The following is a 13,138-nucleotide window of genomic DNA, read 5'->3' as shown; positions in this document are numbered from 1 at the left end:
GACGAGGCGGCCGATAGTCTCGAGGGTATGAGCGACTGGACCAGCACCGCGATCGCCCTGCTGGAAGCCGACGCGAACCGCAGTGCCGACACGCACCTGCACCTCTTCCCGCTGCCGCCCGAGTGGGGCATCGACCTGTACCTCAAGGATGAGTCCGTCCACCCGACCGGGTCACTCAAGCACCGTCTGGCGCGCTCGCTCCTCCTCTACGGACTGGTCAACGGCCGCATCCGGGAGGACACCACGCTCGTGGAGTCGTCGAGCGGATCGACCGCCGTCTCCGAGGCGTACTTCGCCCGCATGCTGGGGCTGCCGTTCATCACGGTGGTGCCGCGCTCGACCGTGCAGGAGAAGATCGACCTCATCGAGTTCTACGGCGGCACCTGCCACTTCGTCGACCGCGCCGAGGACATGTCGCCCGAGGCGCAGCGCCTCGCGTCCGACTGCACCGGCCACTACCTCGACCAGTTCACGTTCGCCGAGCGCGCGACCGACTGGCGGGGCAACAACAACATCGCGGAGAGCGTGTTCAGTCAGCTCGCGCAGGAGCGGCATCCGATCCCCACCTGGATCGTGACCGGCGCCGGCACCGGCGGCACGAGCGCGACGTTCGGGCGGTATGTGAAGTACCGCCGCCACGAGACGCGCATCGCCGTGGTCGACCCGGAGGGCTCGGCGTTCTATGACGGCTGGGCCGGCACGGTCGATCCGCCCGCCGGACGCCCGAGCCGCATCGAGGGCATCGGCCGGCCGCAGGTCGAGGCCTCGTTCGTGCCCACCGTGATCGACGAGATGATCCGGGTGCCGGATGCCGGGTCGATCGCCGCGATCCGGATGCTGCGCGAGCGCACCCTGCACTGGGCCGGCGGCTCGACCGGCACGAACCTGTACGGCGCGTTCCAGCTCATCGCCCGGATGCGGGCCGCGGGCGAGACCGGCAGCGTCGTCACCCTGATCTGCGACAGCGGCGTCCGCTACGCGGGCACGTACTACTCCGATGAGTGGGTCGCGGCCCAGGGCTGGGACCTCGCCCCGCACCGCGCGCGGCTGGATCGGTTCCTGGAATCGGGCGTCTGGGGCGAGTGACGGCGTCGGGCTACGCTGGCCGCATGACAACTCTGATCCTCACCGTCGCGGGTGCAGACCGTCCTGGCCTCGTGGCCGCCGTCGCCGATGTCGTGGACGCGCACGGCGGCAACTGGGAGAACAGCTCGCTGGCGGAGCTCGCCGGCACGTTCGCGGGCGTTATCGAGGTGTCCGTCGCCGAAGACCGGGCACCGGAGCTGAGTTCCGCGCTGCGCGGGCTCCAGGGACAGGGGCTGCTGACCCTGGCCGTGCTCACCGGGACACCGGATGCGGATTCCGCCGACGATCGACTGCTCCAGATCCAGGTGCTCGGCAACGACCGGCCCGGCATCGTGCGCGAGGTGTCGGCCGTGCTGAGCGCCCACGCGCTGAGCATCGAGGAGCTCGCGACCGAGACCCGGGATGCCGCGATGGCCGGTGGCCGCCTGTTCGAGGCATCGGTGGTGGCGAAGGTGCCGGCATCCGTCGATCTGGATGCGCTGCGCGACGACCTCGAGCGCCTCGCCGCCGAGATCCAGGTCGACATCACCCTCGGCTGACCGGGACCCGACCGAGCTACCCCCGGACAACGAGAAGGCCGCCGTTCCGAGGAACGGCGGCCTTCTGCGTGTCTGGCCTCAGGTCAGGCGCGCCTTCGGCGACACCGAGTACGTGTGCTCGGCGTCGCGATTGACTGCGTCGCCCAGGGCCGTGTCGATCGCGGCCAGGGTGTCGGCGTCGAGCTTCACGCCCGAGGCCTTGACCGTCTCGGCGAGCTGCTCCGGACGCGAGGCCCCGACCAGCGCGGCCGCGACGTTCGGGTTCTGCAGCACCCAGGCGATCGCGAGCTGCGGCATCGAGAGACCCGCCTGCTCGGCGATCGGCTTCAGCCGCTGGACGGCGGTGAGGATGTCGTCCTGCAGGAAGCTCTTGATGAAGTCGGCGCCGCTGTGCGGGTCGGTCGCGCGCGAGCCCTCGGGCACCGGCTGGCCGGGCAGGTACTTGCCGCTGAGCACGCCCTGCGCCATCGGCGACCAGACGATCTGCGAGATCCCGAGCTCTTCGGAGGCCGGCACGACCTTGCCCTCGATCACGCGCCACAGCATGGAGTACTGCGGCTGGTTCGAGATGAGCTGGATGCCGAGCTGCGTGGCGAGAGCGTGCCCCTCGCGCAGCTGTTCGGCCGTCCACTCGGAGACGCCGATGTAGAGCGCCTTGCCCTGACGGACGACGTCGGCGAACGCCTGGAACGTCTCCTCGAGCGGGGTCTCGTAGTCGAAGCGGTGCGCCTGGTACAGGTCGACGTAGTCGGTGCCGAGGCGCTGCAGCGAGCCGTTGATCGATTCGAAGATGTGCTTGCGGCTCAGGCCGGTGTCGTTCGGGCCCTTGGGGCCGGTCGGGAAGTAGACCTTCGTGAAGATCTCCAGCCCCTCGCGGCGCTGCCCCTCCAGAGCCTTGCCGAGCACGACCTCCGCCGCCGTGTTGGCGTAGGTGTCAGCGGTGTCGAACGTGGTGATTCCGGCATCCAGTGCGGCGTGCACGGTCTTGACGGCGGCGTCGTCACCGACCTGCGAGGCGTGGGTGACCCAGTTGCCGTAGGTGATCTCCGAGACCTTGAGACCGCTGTTGCCGAGATAGCGATAGTTGACCATGGAACAACGCTACTGGCTGCGTGTGATGACGGGGCTGGATGCGAGAGTCTCCCGATACTCGCGCCAGGCCGCTCCGAGCCGACGGATGCCCTCGGCGAGCACATCGTCCGGTGCGGTGAACGGGATGCGGATGTGGTCGTCCGGAGACACCGACACCGCGAACGCCGCGCTCCCCGCGATCGAGACGCCGTGCGTCGCGGCCACCCGGGCGAGCGCGGCGGCGGAGCCGGCAGGGACCCGGACCCACAGCGACAGCCCGCCGCGCGGCGGCTCGACCCTCCAGTCGGGCAGGTGCTCGGCCATGAGTTCCTGCAGCAGCCGCAGGCGCTCCTGTTGGATGCGGCTGTTCGCCCGACGGAGGTCGTCGGCGCGGGCGATGAGATCGAGCGCGAGCAGCTGCCCCGGCACGCTCGTGGACTGGTCGGCGAGCTGCCGGGCCCCGCGCAGGCGGCGCACGAGCACGGGGTCGGCGCGCAGCCATCCGATCCGCAGCCCCGCCCACACCCACTTCGAGACCGACTCCACGACGATGATCGGGGCGTCGGCCCGCTCGGCCGCGAGGGTCGGCGGCACCACGCCGTCGAAGGAGATGCCGGCCACGACCCGGTCCTCGATCACCGGCACACCGTACTGGGCGGCGAGTTCGGCGACGCGATGCCGCGCGGCGGCGGGGAGGCGAGACCCCGTGGGGTTCTGGTGGTGCGGGTTGAGGGCCACGAGCACGGGCCGCAGCCGGGCGAGCGCCTGCTCGAGTGCGTCGACATCGAGTCCGTCCGGCCCCATCGGGACGCCGTGCACCGTGCCACCGCGCAGCCCGACCGAGTCGGTGACGCCCGGCCAGGTGATCTCCTCGGCGAGCACGATGTCGCCGGGGCCCACGAGCGCGTTGACGACGAGGCTGATGGCCTGCTGCGCGCCGTGCGTGACGAGGATCTGCTCGGGTGTCGTCGGCGTGCCCTCGGCGGCGTACATGTCGGCGATGAGGGTGCGGAGTGCGGGGAGGCCCGCCGGGTCGGTCTCGGGCAGCAGCGCCAGCTCGAGCCGCGGCTTATGCTCGCTGATCAACTGCACGCCCAGCTCGGAGATCTGCGGCACGGTCCGCAGCAGGTCGATCGCATTGGGCAGGGCCGAGAACAGCGCCTCACCTCGTCCCTGCCGCTGCACGGGGGCGATGGATGCCGCCGCACCGGCGACGCGCGTGCCGCTCCCCTGCCGCCGGTCGACCAGGCCGCGCTCGGCGAGATCGGCGTACGCGGCGACGACCGTGCCGCGCGACACGGAGCTCGCCGCGGCGAGGGCGCGCTCCGCCGGCAGACGGTCGCCGGGGCGCAGCTCGCCGCCCGCGATCAGAGCCTCGATGCCGCGGGACAGCCGCGCCGCGAGCGTGCCGTCTCCGTGGGTCCATCGGCCCAACCGGGCGGAGAGCGCCTCCGAGGCGACCTCGCCCGCACGGACGAGAGTCGGCGATGAACCTGCGGATGGCGCAGGAATGGCCGATCCATGGTCCACCGGCCGGGTATTGGCCCTGTCATCGACGCTCATGAGACCTGATTCTGGACCAATGAGCACCTTCACGACCACTCCTCCGGCAGATCTCGGTCCAATCAGGCCCGATTGGACCATCGGTCAGCTCATCGAATGGCTGAGCGACGACTCCCGCCAGCACGACCCCGCGCTTCAGCATCCGCTGTCCCTGATCGAGGCGGCGCTGACCGGCGAGCAGTGGTCGCGGCCGCCGTCGACCGTCGCCCTGATCCGCTCGCTGACCCTCGCCGCGCCGCCGCACGGGTCATCCGTGATCGCCGACGTCCTGCTCCCGTCGCGAAGCCTCACGCTCGTCGCCTAGGCGCGACGGTGTCCCGGGAGCGCGGGCCAGGTCAGGTGGCCTGAGCGGAGGCTGACGGAGGCGATGGCGCCGGAGTCGTCACGATCTCGGCGCGGTCGCGGAAGCCCTCCGCCGTCACCCGGTCCAGGGCGACCTGCTTGCGGATGGCCGCGGCCTTCTCATACAGGCTCGGGTCGCCGTAGCTCGTGAGCACCTTCACCAGCACGGGCAGCAGCTCGATCATGAAGAACAGCGCCGCGATGAGGATGTGCGCCCACAGGATCGTGGGCTCCTTCTCGCTCAGGCGGTTCAATCCGCTGATCTGGCTGAGCAGACCGACGGCTCCGGCGTTGCCCTGGGCCACGGCATCCGCGCGCGCGTTGTACGCGGCGAGCGCCTGGTCGTAGGTGTCGCGGGCGGCCGGCAGCTGGGACTTCGCCTGCTCGCGGTTCGTCGACTCCGACGTCGAGGTGTTCTCCTTGGCGGCGGTGCCGGCGGCGGCGAGCTCCTCGTTCGCGGTGCGCAGCTGGGCGGCGAGCGCGTCGTACGTCTGCTGCGCCTCGGCGAGTTGAGCTTTGGCGGCGTCCGAGCTCGCGCCCTCGCCGTTCACGCCGGTGCAGCCGGGAACGGTGCCCGCGCCCTCACCGGTCAGCTCGCACTGGTAGAGCACGCGTGCCTGGTCGATGACCTTCTGCTGCTCGGTCATCTTGGCGGTCACGTCGTCGACCGTGGCCTGGGCGGCCGACTCGGTCGCCGAAGAGGATTCGGTGCCCGCGACGATGCCGGTCGCGGCCTGGTTCTCGAGCTCGGCGACCTTGGCGGTGGCGGAGTCCAGCGCGATCTTCTCCGGACCGGTCTCGAGCGCCTCCTGATCGGACTGCGACTGCGTGATGTTGGTCGACGCGACCTCGCGAGCGATGTCGTTGTGGAAGATCTGCAGCACGAGCGGTTCGGCGACGACGAAGCCGATGATCGCGGCCATGATCACACGCGGGATCGCGAGGCCGATGAGCCGCCACACGTTCCGCGTCGAGCTCATGGTCGAGGTGAGGAAGCGATCGAGGTTGAAGATGATGAGCGCCCACACGAGCGCGAGCGGCACGGCCAGCCAGATCGCGGCCTGCACACCGGTGGTGAGCGCGAAGAGCATCGAGATGGCGGAGACCAGCGCGGTGCCGGCGAGCACGAAGAACATCTGCACGAAGCGCGGTGTCTCGCCGGGGACGCGGTCGAGGATCTCGCCCTCCGCGCCACCGAGGATCGCGAGTGTCCGGGCACGGGAGCCGGGAGTGCGCGGGGCACGCTTCTTGCGGGGCTTGCGGACGCGGGGCTCGCGCGGGGGCTTCACGGGCGCGGACTCGTCGGCGGCGACCGCATCGGCGATCGGGGTCGCCTCGGCGGGGCCTGCGACGGGAACCTCGCGGGTGGCGTCGTCGGCGCCGGTCGGCTCGAATTCGCGCAGGAAGTCGAGGTCATCGGTGACGGCGTCGGATTCGCCGTCGATGATGATCCGACCCTGCGAGTCGTAGCGACCCGGTCGATGGGCGGAATAGGGCATCCGAACAATCTACGAAGTATCGCCTGTGGATACCGTGGAAAAGTCCTTGGAGTGCCTCACAGGTTCCGTGCCGTCCGACGGATTCAGGATGCCGGGAGCAGCCGATCGAGAGCAGCGGCGTAGGCGGACAGGCCGTCGTCGAGGGTGAAGTGTCCGGCGGCGGCGAGGGTGCCGAGCCCGTGGATCAGGCCCCACAGCGCGACGACATCGGTCGGTCGGTCGAGCCCCACCGCGGCTGCGCCCTCGGCGAGCACGGCCTCGAGCCCATCGATCAGCGGCGCCATCGTCGCGGTCGGCGATCCCGGGATGCAGACGGTCGGGTCGTAGACGGCGTCGAACGCATGCGGATGCTCGATCGCGAAGCGGATGTACGCCGATCCCCCGTCGATGAGCGCCGCGCGCGGCGTCGCGGCCTTCTCGGCGGCGGCGCGGACCTGGTCGAGGAGGTCGGCCATGCTGCGCTCGGCGATCGCCTTGAGCAGTCCGAGCCGGTCGGAGAAGTGGTGGTACGGCGCGTTGTGGCTGACGTTCGCCGCCCGTGCGACCTCGCGCAGGCTGATCTCCGCCGCGGGCATCCGTTCCAGCAGCTGCATCGCGGCGTCTTCCAGGGCACGGGCGAGATCGCCGTGGTGGTAGCCGTCCTTCGAACTTGACATGAGCAACATCATCTCCTATCTTGACACTGTCCACCAGCTTGACACTGTCCAGATAGGAACCACGCCATGACCGCTCTCGTGATCGACGGCCACCCCGACGCCCGCTCCTTGACCGCCTCGCTCGCCCAGCGGTACGCCGCGGGGCACGGCGATGCCCGCGTGCTCGCTCTGCGCGACCTCGACTTCGACCCGAACCTGCGCTTCGGCTACCGCGAGCGCATGACGCTCGAGCCCGACCTCGTCGAGGCGAAGCAGGCTCTGCACGATGCCGACACGATCGTCGTCGCGACACCGGTGTGGTGGGGCGCACCGCCGGCCCTCCTCAAGGGCTTCTTCGATCGGGCGCTGCTGCCGCAGCAGGAGTACCGCTACTCGAAGCTCGGCCTCCCCGAGGGCCTGATCCCCGCGCGCCGTGGACGTCTGCTCCTGCTCGCCGACACGCCCTGGTTCTTCCTGCCGTTCACCGGCCTCCCGGCACAGACGCAGATCGTGCGCAACACCATGAAGTTCTGCGGCATCCGCTCGGTACGCACGCACCGCATGCTCGGTGTGAAAGACGCCAAGGCGGCGACCATCACCCGCTGGCTCGACCGCGCCGAGCAGCTCGGCACCATCGACGCCCGCCGCGCGGGCGGGACTCAGGCCATCGCGGCGGAGGCGGCCTCGTCTTCGGTGGTGGCGACGAGCTGACCGCAGGCGCCGTCGATCTCCTTGCCGCGGGTGTCGCGGAGGGTGGTCGGGATGCCGGCGTCGTTCAAGCGGCGCACGAACTCGTTGGTGACGTCTTTCTCGGATGCCGTCCAGATCGAGCCGGGCGTCGGGTTCAGCGGGATCGGGTTCACGTGCACCCACCCGCGTCCGCGCTGGTTGAGCTTCTCGGCCAGCAGGTCGGCGCGCCAGCCGTGGTCGTTCATGTCCTTGATGAGCGCGTACTCGATCGAGACACGGCGGCCGGTCTTGGCGTAGTAGTCGTAGGCGGCATCCAGTGCCTCATCGACCTTCCAGCGGGAGTTGACCGGGATGAGCTCGTCGCGCAGGTGGTCGTCCGGTGCGTGCAGCGACAGCGCGAACGTGACCGGGATGCCCTCGTCGGCGAGCTTCTTGATCGCCGGCACCAGGCCGACGGTCGACACGGTGATGCCACGGGCGCTCATGCCGAGGCCGTCGGGCTGTGGGGCGACCATCGACCGCACGGCATCCATCACGCGCTTGTAGTTGGCCAGCGGCTCGCCCATCCCCATGAAGACGATGTTCGAGACGCGCTCCATGCTGTGGTCGTCGGACTTCTTGCCGCCGAGCCCGCCCTCGGCGATGAGCCGGTTGGCGCGGACGATCTGCTCGATGATCTCGGCGGTCGACATGTTGCGGGTCAGACCCGCCTGGCCGGTCGCACAGAACGGGCAGTTCATGCCGCAGCCGGCCTGGCTCGACACGCACAGCGTGATGCGGCCGGGGTAGCGCATGAGCACCGACTCGACCAGGGCGCCGTCGTGCAGACGCCACAGGAACTTGATCGTGTCGCCCTTGTCGGTCTCGAGGCGGCGCACCTCGGTGAGCAGCGGCGGCAGCATCCCGGCGACCAGCTGCTCCCGGGTGTCGGCCGGGAGGTCGGTCATCTGCTCGGGGTCGGACGTGTAGTGGCGGAAGTAGTGCGTCGACAGCTGCTTCGCGCGGAAGCCGGGCAGCCCGAGCTCCTTGACCTTCTCGATGCGTTCCGCCGGTGTGAGGTCGGCCAGGTGCACCGGCGGCTTGCCGCGCTTGGGGCTCGCGAACTGCAGGAGCGGACGCCCCTCGGCATCCTTCTGCTGGGTCCACCCCTCGGTCGCCGGGCGCACCTGTGGCTTCTTGGTCTCGCGGACCGCCCCCGAACGGGACGACGCGGGCGCTGCCTGTGGGCGCGTCTCGCGCGTGCGGGGAGTCTCAGTCATACCTTCCAGGGTACGCGGTACCGGGTGGGAAGTGCCTGGAGCGCAGGCGGCCCGACCCGACTCACCCCAGCAGCGGGCGCTGTGCGGCGCGCTGACCCTCGTACTCCGCGCGCGCCCGTCGCGCGGTCTCGGTGCTCGAGACCTCGGCCACCGGCACATCCCACCAGCCCTCGCCGTCGGGGCCGTAGACCGTCGGATCGCTCTCGACATGGATGAGCGTCGTCCGCTCGGAGGCCTTCGCAGCGGCGACCGCGGCGCGCAGGTCGTCGACCGCCGCGGACCCCTTCGCGATCTCGATGACGTCGACGCCGTAGCTGCGCGCGTTCATGGCGAGGTCGACCGGCAGCACGTCGCCGCGCTGGAAGTTGCGCGCCTCGCCGTCGTAGCGGCGGTACTCGGTACCGAAGCGCTCCGAGCCGACCGTCTCCGAGAGGTGCCCGATCGAGGCATAGCCCTGGTTCTGAATGAGCACGACGATGATCTTGATCCCCTCGGCCACGGCCGTCGCGAGCTCGGAGCTCAGCATCAGGTACGAGCCGTCGCCGACCATGACGACGACGTCGCGCTCGTCGCCGGTTGCCGTGAGCCCGCGCTTGACGCCGAGGCCTCCCGCGATCTCGTAGCCCATGCAGGAGTACGCGTATTCGACGTGATAGCCCAGCGGGTCGCTCACGCGCCACAGCTTGTGCAGGTCGCCCGGGAGCGAGCCGGCCGCCTGCACGATCACGTCTTCGTCGGCCACGGCCCCGCGCACGGCGCCGATGATCTCGGGCTGACCCGGCAGCTCGCGGCCCGTGGGAGCGAGGGCCCGGTCGACCACCGCATCCCACTCGCGCTTCTCGTCGGCGATCCGCGCGCTCAGGCCCGGTGCGACGCGGTATCCGTCGAGCTCGTCGCGCAGCGCGACCAGGGTCTCCCTGGCATCCGCGACGACGGGCAGCTGCGAGCCGTGCTTGTAGGCGTCGAAGGCCGCGACGTTGATGTTGACGAACACCGCATCGGGGTTCTGGAAGGCCGTGCGGGACGCCGTCGTGAAGTCGCTGTACCGGGTGCCGACGCCGATGATGACGTCGGCCTCCGCCGCGATGCGGTTCGCCGCGGTGGTGCCGGTCGCGCCGATTCCGCCCAGGTACTGGGGGTGGTCCCACGGCAGCGCGCCGCCACCCGCCTGCGTCGTGCCGACCGGAATGCCGGTGGCCTCGACCAACGCCCGCAGCGCCTGCTCCGCCTCGGAGTAGATGACGCCACCGCCCGCGACGAGGAGCGGCTGCTTCGCGCCACGGATCGCCGCGACCGCCCGCGCCAGCGGTCCGCGCTCCGGCAGTGGTCGGCGGATGTGCCACTCTCGGTCCTGGAGGAACTCGAGGGGCACGTCCAGCGCTTCGGCCTGCACGTCTTCGGGCAGGGCGATGGTCACCGCACCGGTCTCGGCGGGATCGGTGAGGACGCGCATCGCGGCGAGCGCGATAGAGAACAGCTGCTCCGGGCGCTGCACCCGGTCGAAGAAGACCGAGAGCGGGCGGAACGCGTCGTTCACGGTGAGACCGATGTCGTGCGGGCGCTCCAACTGCTGCAGCACGGGGTCGGCGACCCGGGTGGCGAAGGTGTCGCTCGGCAGCACCAGCGCCGGCAACCGGTTGGTGGTCGCGAGCGCCGCACCGGTGAGCATGTTCGTGGCGCCGGGACCGACCGAGGCCGTGCTCGCGAACGTCGCCCTGCGCCGATGCATCCGGGCGAACCCCACCGCCTGATGCACCATCGCCTGCTCGTTGCGGGCCTGGTGGTAGGGCATCAGGTCGGGCTGCTCGAGGTTGTACTGCTGCAGCGCCTGCCCGAGACCGGCGACGTTCCCGTGGCCGAAGATGCCGAACATGCCGGGCACGGTGCGCTCGCGGATGTCGCCGTCGACCGTCCACTGCCGCGAGAGGAACTCGACCAGCGCCTGGCCGACCGTCATCCGTCTGGTCTGCATCAGAGTTCTCCCTCTGCTCGGTAGGGCAGCCGCGGATCGATGACCTGCCCGCTCCAGCTGTCGCGCACCCACGCGTGCGCGGGGTCGTCGGTGATGAGCCAGGACCGCTCCCGGTCCGGGCCGGCCATGACGTTCAGGTAGTAGAGGTCGTAGCCGGGGGCAGCCACGGCGGGACCGTGGAACCCGAACGGCACCAGCGCGATGTCGCCGGTGCGCACCCGCTCGGCGATGTCGATCTCGCCGGCACCCGAGGAGTACGTCGCGAACATCCCGAAGGCCGCGTCGTCGGCGGCGGCGTCTCCGCCGGAGCGCGTGGGCGCCGCCTCGAAGTAGTAGATCTCCTCGAGTCGGGATTCTCTCCCCGGCACGTGCTCGTCGTGCTTGTGCGGCGGGTACGACGACCAGTTCTCGGCGGGGGTGATGACCTCGCACACGATGAGGCGCTCGGCGTCGAGCGTCTCCGGCGTGCCGAAGTTGTGCACCTGTCGGCTGGAGGCGCCGGCGCCACGGAGCTCGACCGGGGTCTCGGCCGCGAGGATGTGCCGAGTGGGGTGCACGACGGAGGTGGGCGATGAAGCCACGGCCACCCGACCGGAGCCCGTGATGACCGCCGTGGCCGCCGCCGAGAGGTAGAGCACGTCGCTCGGACCGTCGAACACGGAGCGGCGACCGGCGAGCAGCGTCTCGGCGGTCGATCCCTCCTCGGTGTGCGCCACGGAGAACGACCCGGAGAGCGGCACGACGATCCGCTCCACCCCGGTGTCGCCGAGCGCGAGGCTCTCCCCCGCGCCGAGCTCGCCGATGCGGATGCCGGTGTGCGCCCAGCCGGGCGTCGCGTCGTCGACCACGCTCTCCCAGCCGTCGCGGCCGATCGCGCCCCGGCGGTGGAACCAGTTCCCGTCCTCGGTCATGGCCTCTCCTGCCCGCATCCGCTGCTCAGCTGTTCTGGGGGAAGCCGAGGTCGATGCCGCCGTGGAGGGCGGGGTCGAGCCAGCGACTGGTGATCGCCTTCTCGCGGGTGAAGAAGTCGAAGCCATGGACACCGTACGCCTTCGCGTCGCCGAACAGCGATGCCTTCCACCCGCCGAACGAGTGGTACGCGACGGGAACCGGGATGGGCACGTTGATGCCGATCATCCCGACCTGGACCTCGTGCTGGAAGCGGCGGGCCGCCCCACCGTCGTTGGTGAAGATCGCGGTCCCGTTGCCGAACCGGCCGGAGTTGATCAGGTCGACCCCCTCTTGGAAGGTCTGCACCCGCACCACCGACAGCACCGGCCCGAAGATCTCCTCCTGGTACGCCCGCGAGGAGGTCGGGATCTCGTCGATGAGCGTCGGCCCGAACCAGAAGCCGTCCTCGTTCCCGTCGACCGTCAACCCTCTGCCGTCGACCACGATGCGCGCCCCGTCGGCCTCGGCGATGTCGACGTAGCCCGACACCTTCGCGCGGTGCTCCGCCGTGATCAGCGGACCCATGTCGGGCTCGCCGTCGGCACCGCCCGCACCGTCGCCGATGCGCAGCCCCGCGATGCGCTGCGAGATGCGCTCGATCAGCTCGTCCGCCACCGGCTCGACCGCGAGCAGGACCGAGACGGCCATGCACCGCTCCCCCGCCGCGCCGAATCCCGCGTTCACGGCCTGGTCGGCGACGAGGTCGAGGTCGGCATCCGGCAGGACGAGCATGTGGTTCTTCGCGCCGCCGAGCGCCTGCACGCGCTTGCCGTGGCGGGACGCGGTCTCGTAGATGTACTGCGCGATGGGCGTCGAGCCGACGAACGAGATCGAAGCGACGTCCGGGCTCTCCAGCAGCCCGTCCACCGCCTGCTTGTCGCCCTGCAGCACGGTGAACACGCCATCGGGCAGCCCGGCCTCGGCCCAGAGGGCGGCGAGCCAGAGCGCGGCGGACGGGTCCTTCTCGCTGGGCTTGAGCACCACGGCGTTGCCCGCGGCGATCGCGACCGGGAAGAACCACATCGGCACCATCGCGGGGAAGTTGAACGGGGAGATGATGCCGACGACGCCGAGCGGCTGCTTGAGGGAGTACACGTCGATGCCGGTCGAGACGTTCTCCGAGTACGCGCCCTTGATCAGGTGCGGGAAGCCGGTCGCGAGTTCCACGACCTCCTGTCCGCGCAGGATCTCGCCCATCGCATCGGAGCGGACCTTGCCGTGCTCGGCCGTGATGATCGCCGCCAGCTCCCCCTTGCGCGCGTTCAGCAGCTCACGGAACGCGAACATCACCGCCTGGCGCCGCGCGATCGAGTAGGCGCTCCACACCTGGAATCCGCGCTGCGCGGACGCGATGGCGTCCGCGATCTCGGAGTCGTCGGCCAGGGCGACCTGCCCGGTCACCGCCCCCGTCGCGGGGTTGTGGACGGGAGCCGTGCGACCGCTCGCGGAGGCGCGGGCGGCGCCGTCGATCCAGTGGCCGATGACGGGGACGTCGGAAGCGGAGGTCATGCGTGTCCTTCTGCGGAGAGGG

12 protein-coding genes are annotated in these 13,138 nt (G+C 70.5%); 4 read left to right on the top strand and 8 right to left on the bottom strand.

Annotated elements, in window-relative coordinates; translation table 11 throughout:
- Nucleotides 1–27 precede the first annotated feature (27 nt).
- The gene (locus tag ACIOTO_RS09650; protein WP_091032260.1) at nucleotides 28–1,086 is read left to right on the top strand and encodes a PLP-dependent cysteine synthase family protein; all 1,059 of its coding nucleotides are present in this window, start codon (nucleotides 28–30) and stop codon (nucleotides 1,084–1,086) included.
- A gap of 23 nt (nucleotides 1,087–1,109) precedes the next feature.
- The gene (locus ACIOTO_RS09645; RefSeq protein ID WP_400857618.1) at nucleotides 1,110–1,625 is read left to right on the top strand and encodes a glycine cleavage system protein R; all 516 of its coding nucleotides are present in this window, start codon (nucleotides 1,110–1,112) and stop codon (nucleotides 1,623–1,625) included.
- Between the two features lie 78 nt (nucleotides 1,626–1,703).
- On the opposite strand, the gene ACIOTO_RS09640 is transcribed toward ACIOTO_RS09645, so the two are convergent.
- Together ACIOTO_RS09640 and ACIOTO_RS09635 are read right to left on the bottom strand one after the other, a co-directional pair.
- Nucleotides 1,704–2,717 carry an aldo/keto reductase family protein gene (locus ACIOTO_RS09640; RefSeq protein WP_400857617.1) on the bottom strand — a complete coding sequence of 338 codons (1,014 nt, stop codon included), beginning with the start codon at nucleotides 2,715–2,717 and terminating at the stop codon, nucleotides 1,704–1,706.
- Between the two features lie 9 nt (nucleotides 2,718–2,726).
- Nucleotides 2,727–4,259: a PLP-dependent aminotransferase family protein gene (locus ACIOTO_RS09635; RefSeq protein WP_400857616.1), complete on the bottom strand. Its 1,533-nt coding sequence runs from the start codon at nucleotides 4,257–4,259 to the stop codon at nucleotides 2,727–2,729.
- 19 nt (nucleotides 4,260–4,278) lie between these two features.
- On the opposite strand from ACIOTO_RS09635, the gene ACIOTO_RS09630 reads away from it, so the two are divergent.
- A complete protein-coding gene (locus ACIOTO_RS09630) occupies nucleotides 4,279–4,563 on the top strand; it encodes a hypothetical protein (protein ID WP_400857615.1) in 285 nt (94 codons plus the stop codon).
- A gap of 31 nt (nucleotides 4,564–4,594) precedes the next feature.
- On the opposite strand, the gene ACIOTO_RS09625 is transcribed toward ACIOTO_RS09630, so the two are convergent.
- Together ACIOTO_RS09625 and ACIOTO_RS09620 are read right to left on the bottom strand one after the other, a co-directional pair.
- Nucleotides 4,595–6,100: a DUF4407 domain-containing protein gene (locus tag ACIOTO_RS09625; RefSeq protein WP_400857614.1), complete on the bottom strand. Its 1,506-nt coding sequence runs from the start codon at nucleotides 6,098–6,100 to the stop codon at nucleotides 4,595–4,597.
- 83 nt (nucleotides 6,101–6,183) lie between these two features.
- On the bottom strand, nucleotides 6,184–6,756 hold the full coding sequence (locus ACIOTO_RS09620; RefSeq protein ID WP_105711298.1) for a TetR/AcrR family transcriptional regulator: 573 nt from the start codon (nucleotides 6,754–6,756) through the stop codon (nucleotides 6,184–6,186).
- A gap of 66 nt (nucleotides 6,757–6,822) precedes the next feature.
- On the opposite strand from ACIOTO_RS09620, the gene ACIOTO_RS09615 reads away from it, so the two are divergent.
- On the top strand, nucleotides 6,823–7,446 hold the full coding sequence (locus tag ACIOTO_RS09615; RefSeq protein ID WP_400857613.1) for an NAD(P)H-dependent oxidoreductase: 624 nt from the start codon (nucleotides 6,823–6,825) through the stop codon (nucleotides 7,444–7,446).
- Here the strand turns inward: ACIOTO_RS09615 and rlmN are convergent.
- The 4 genes from rlmN to ACIOTO_RS09595 form a co-directional block, all read right to left on the bottom strand.
- Nucleotides 7,395–8,684: a 23S rRNA (adenine(2503)-C(2))-methyltransferase RlmN gene (rlmN, locus tag ACIOTO_RS09610; protein ID WP_400857612.1), complete on the bottom strand. Its 1,290-nt coding sequence runs from the start codon at nucleotides 8,682–8,684 to the stop codon at nucleotides 7,395–7,397. The two genes, ACIOTO_RS09615 and rlmN, sit on opposite strands and share 52 nt — an antisense overlap.
- Nucleotides 8,685–8,745: 61 nt before the next feature.
- Nucleotides 8,746–10,656 carry a 3D-(3,5/4)-trihydroxycyclohexane-1,2-dione acylhydrolase (decyclizing) gene (gene iolD, locus ACIOTO_RS09605; RefSeq protein WP_400857611.1) on the bottom strand — a complete coding sequence of 637 codons (1,911 nt, stop codon included), beginning with the start codon at nucleotides 10,654–10,656 and terminating at the stop codon, nucleotides 8,746–8,748.
- Nucleotides 10,656–11,567, bottom strand: a complete 912-nt coding sequence (gene iolB / locus ACIOTO_RS09600; protein ID WP_400857610.1) for a 5-deoxy-glucuronate isomerase — start codon at nucleotides 11,565–11,567, stop codon at nucleotides 10,656–10,658. The genes iolD and iolB overlap by 1 nt, the downstream gene beginning before the upstream one ends.
- 25 nt (nucleotides 11,568–11,592) lie before the next feature.
- Nucleotides 11,593–13,116 carry a CoA-acylating methylmalonate-semialdehyde dehydrogenase gene (locus ACIOTO_RS09595; protein WP_400857609.1) on the bottom strand — a complete coding sequence of 508 codons (1,524 nt, stop codon included), beginning with the start codon at nucleotides 13,114–13,116 and terminating at the stop codon, nucleotides 11,593–11,595.
- Nucleotides 13,117–13,138: the final 22 nt, after the last annotated feature.

It is taken from the genome of Microbacterium sp. NPDC087592 (genome assembly GCF_044743585.1).
Classification (GTDB): domain Bacteria; phylum Actinomycetota; class Actinomycetes; order Actinomycetales; family Microbacteriaceae; genus Microbacterium.
Note: the sequence above shows the minus strand (reverse complement) of the source record. Positions and strands in the feature narration are given on the sequence as shown.

What these genes read in the sequence shown, in the direction of transcription:
- ACIOTO_RS09650 (WP_091032260.1), top strand. Translation starts at nt 28, where the DNA reads ATGAGCGACTGGACCAGCACCGCGATCGCCCTGCTGGAAGCCGACGCG.
- ACIOTO_RS09645 (WP_400857618.1), top strand. Translation starts at nt 1,110, where the DNA reads ATGACAACTCTGATCCTCACCGTCGCGGGTGCAGACCGTCCTGGCCTC.
- ACIOTO_RS09640 (WP_400857617.1), bottom strand. Translation starts at nt 2,717, where the DNA reads ATGGTCAACTATCGCTATCTCGGCAACAGCGGTCTCAAGGTCTCGGAG.
- ACIOTO_RS09635 (WP_400857616.1), bottom strand. Translation starts at nt 4,259, where the DNA reads ATGAGCGTCGATGACAGGGCCAATACCCGGCCGGTGGACCATGGATCG.
- ACIOTO_RS09630 (WP_400857615.1), top strand. Translation starts at nt 4,279, where the DNA reads ATGAGCACCTTCACGACCACTCCTCCGGCAGATCTCGGTCCAATCAGG.
- ACIOTO_RS09625 (WP_400857614.1), bottom strand. Translation starts at nt 6,100, where the DNA reads ATGCCCTATTCCGCCCATCGACCGGGTCGCTACGACTCGCAGGGTCGG.
- ACIOTO_RS09620 (WP_105711298.1), bottom strand. Translation starts at nt 6,756, where the DNA reads ATGTCAAGTTCGAAGGACGGCTACCACCACGGCGATCTCGCCCGTGCC.
- ACIOTO_RS09615 (WP_400857613.1), top strand. Translation starts at nt 6,823, where the DNA reads ATGACCGCTCTCGTGATCGACGGCCACCCCGACGCCCGCTCCTTGACC.
- rlmN (WP_400857612.1), bottom strand. Translation starts at nt 8,684, where the DNA reads ATGACTGAGACTCCCCGCACGCGCGAGACGCGCCCACAGGCAGCGCCC.
- iolD (WP_400857611.1), bottom strand. Translation starts at nt 10,656, where the DNA reads ATGCAGACCAGACGGATGACGGTCGGCCAGGCGCTGGTCGAGTTCCTC.
- iolB (WP_400857610.1), bottom strand. Translation starts at nt 11,567, where the DNA reads ATGACCGAGGACGGGAACTGGTTCCACCGCCGGGGCGCGATCGGCCGC.
- ACIOTO_RS09595 (WP_400857609.1), bottom strand. Translation starts at nt 13,116, where the DNA reads ATGACCTCCGCTTCCGACGTCCCCGTCATCGGCCACTGGATCGACGGC.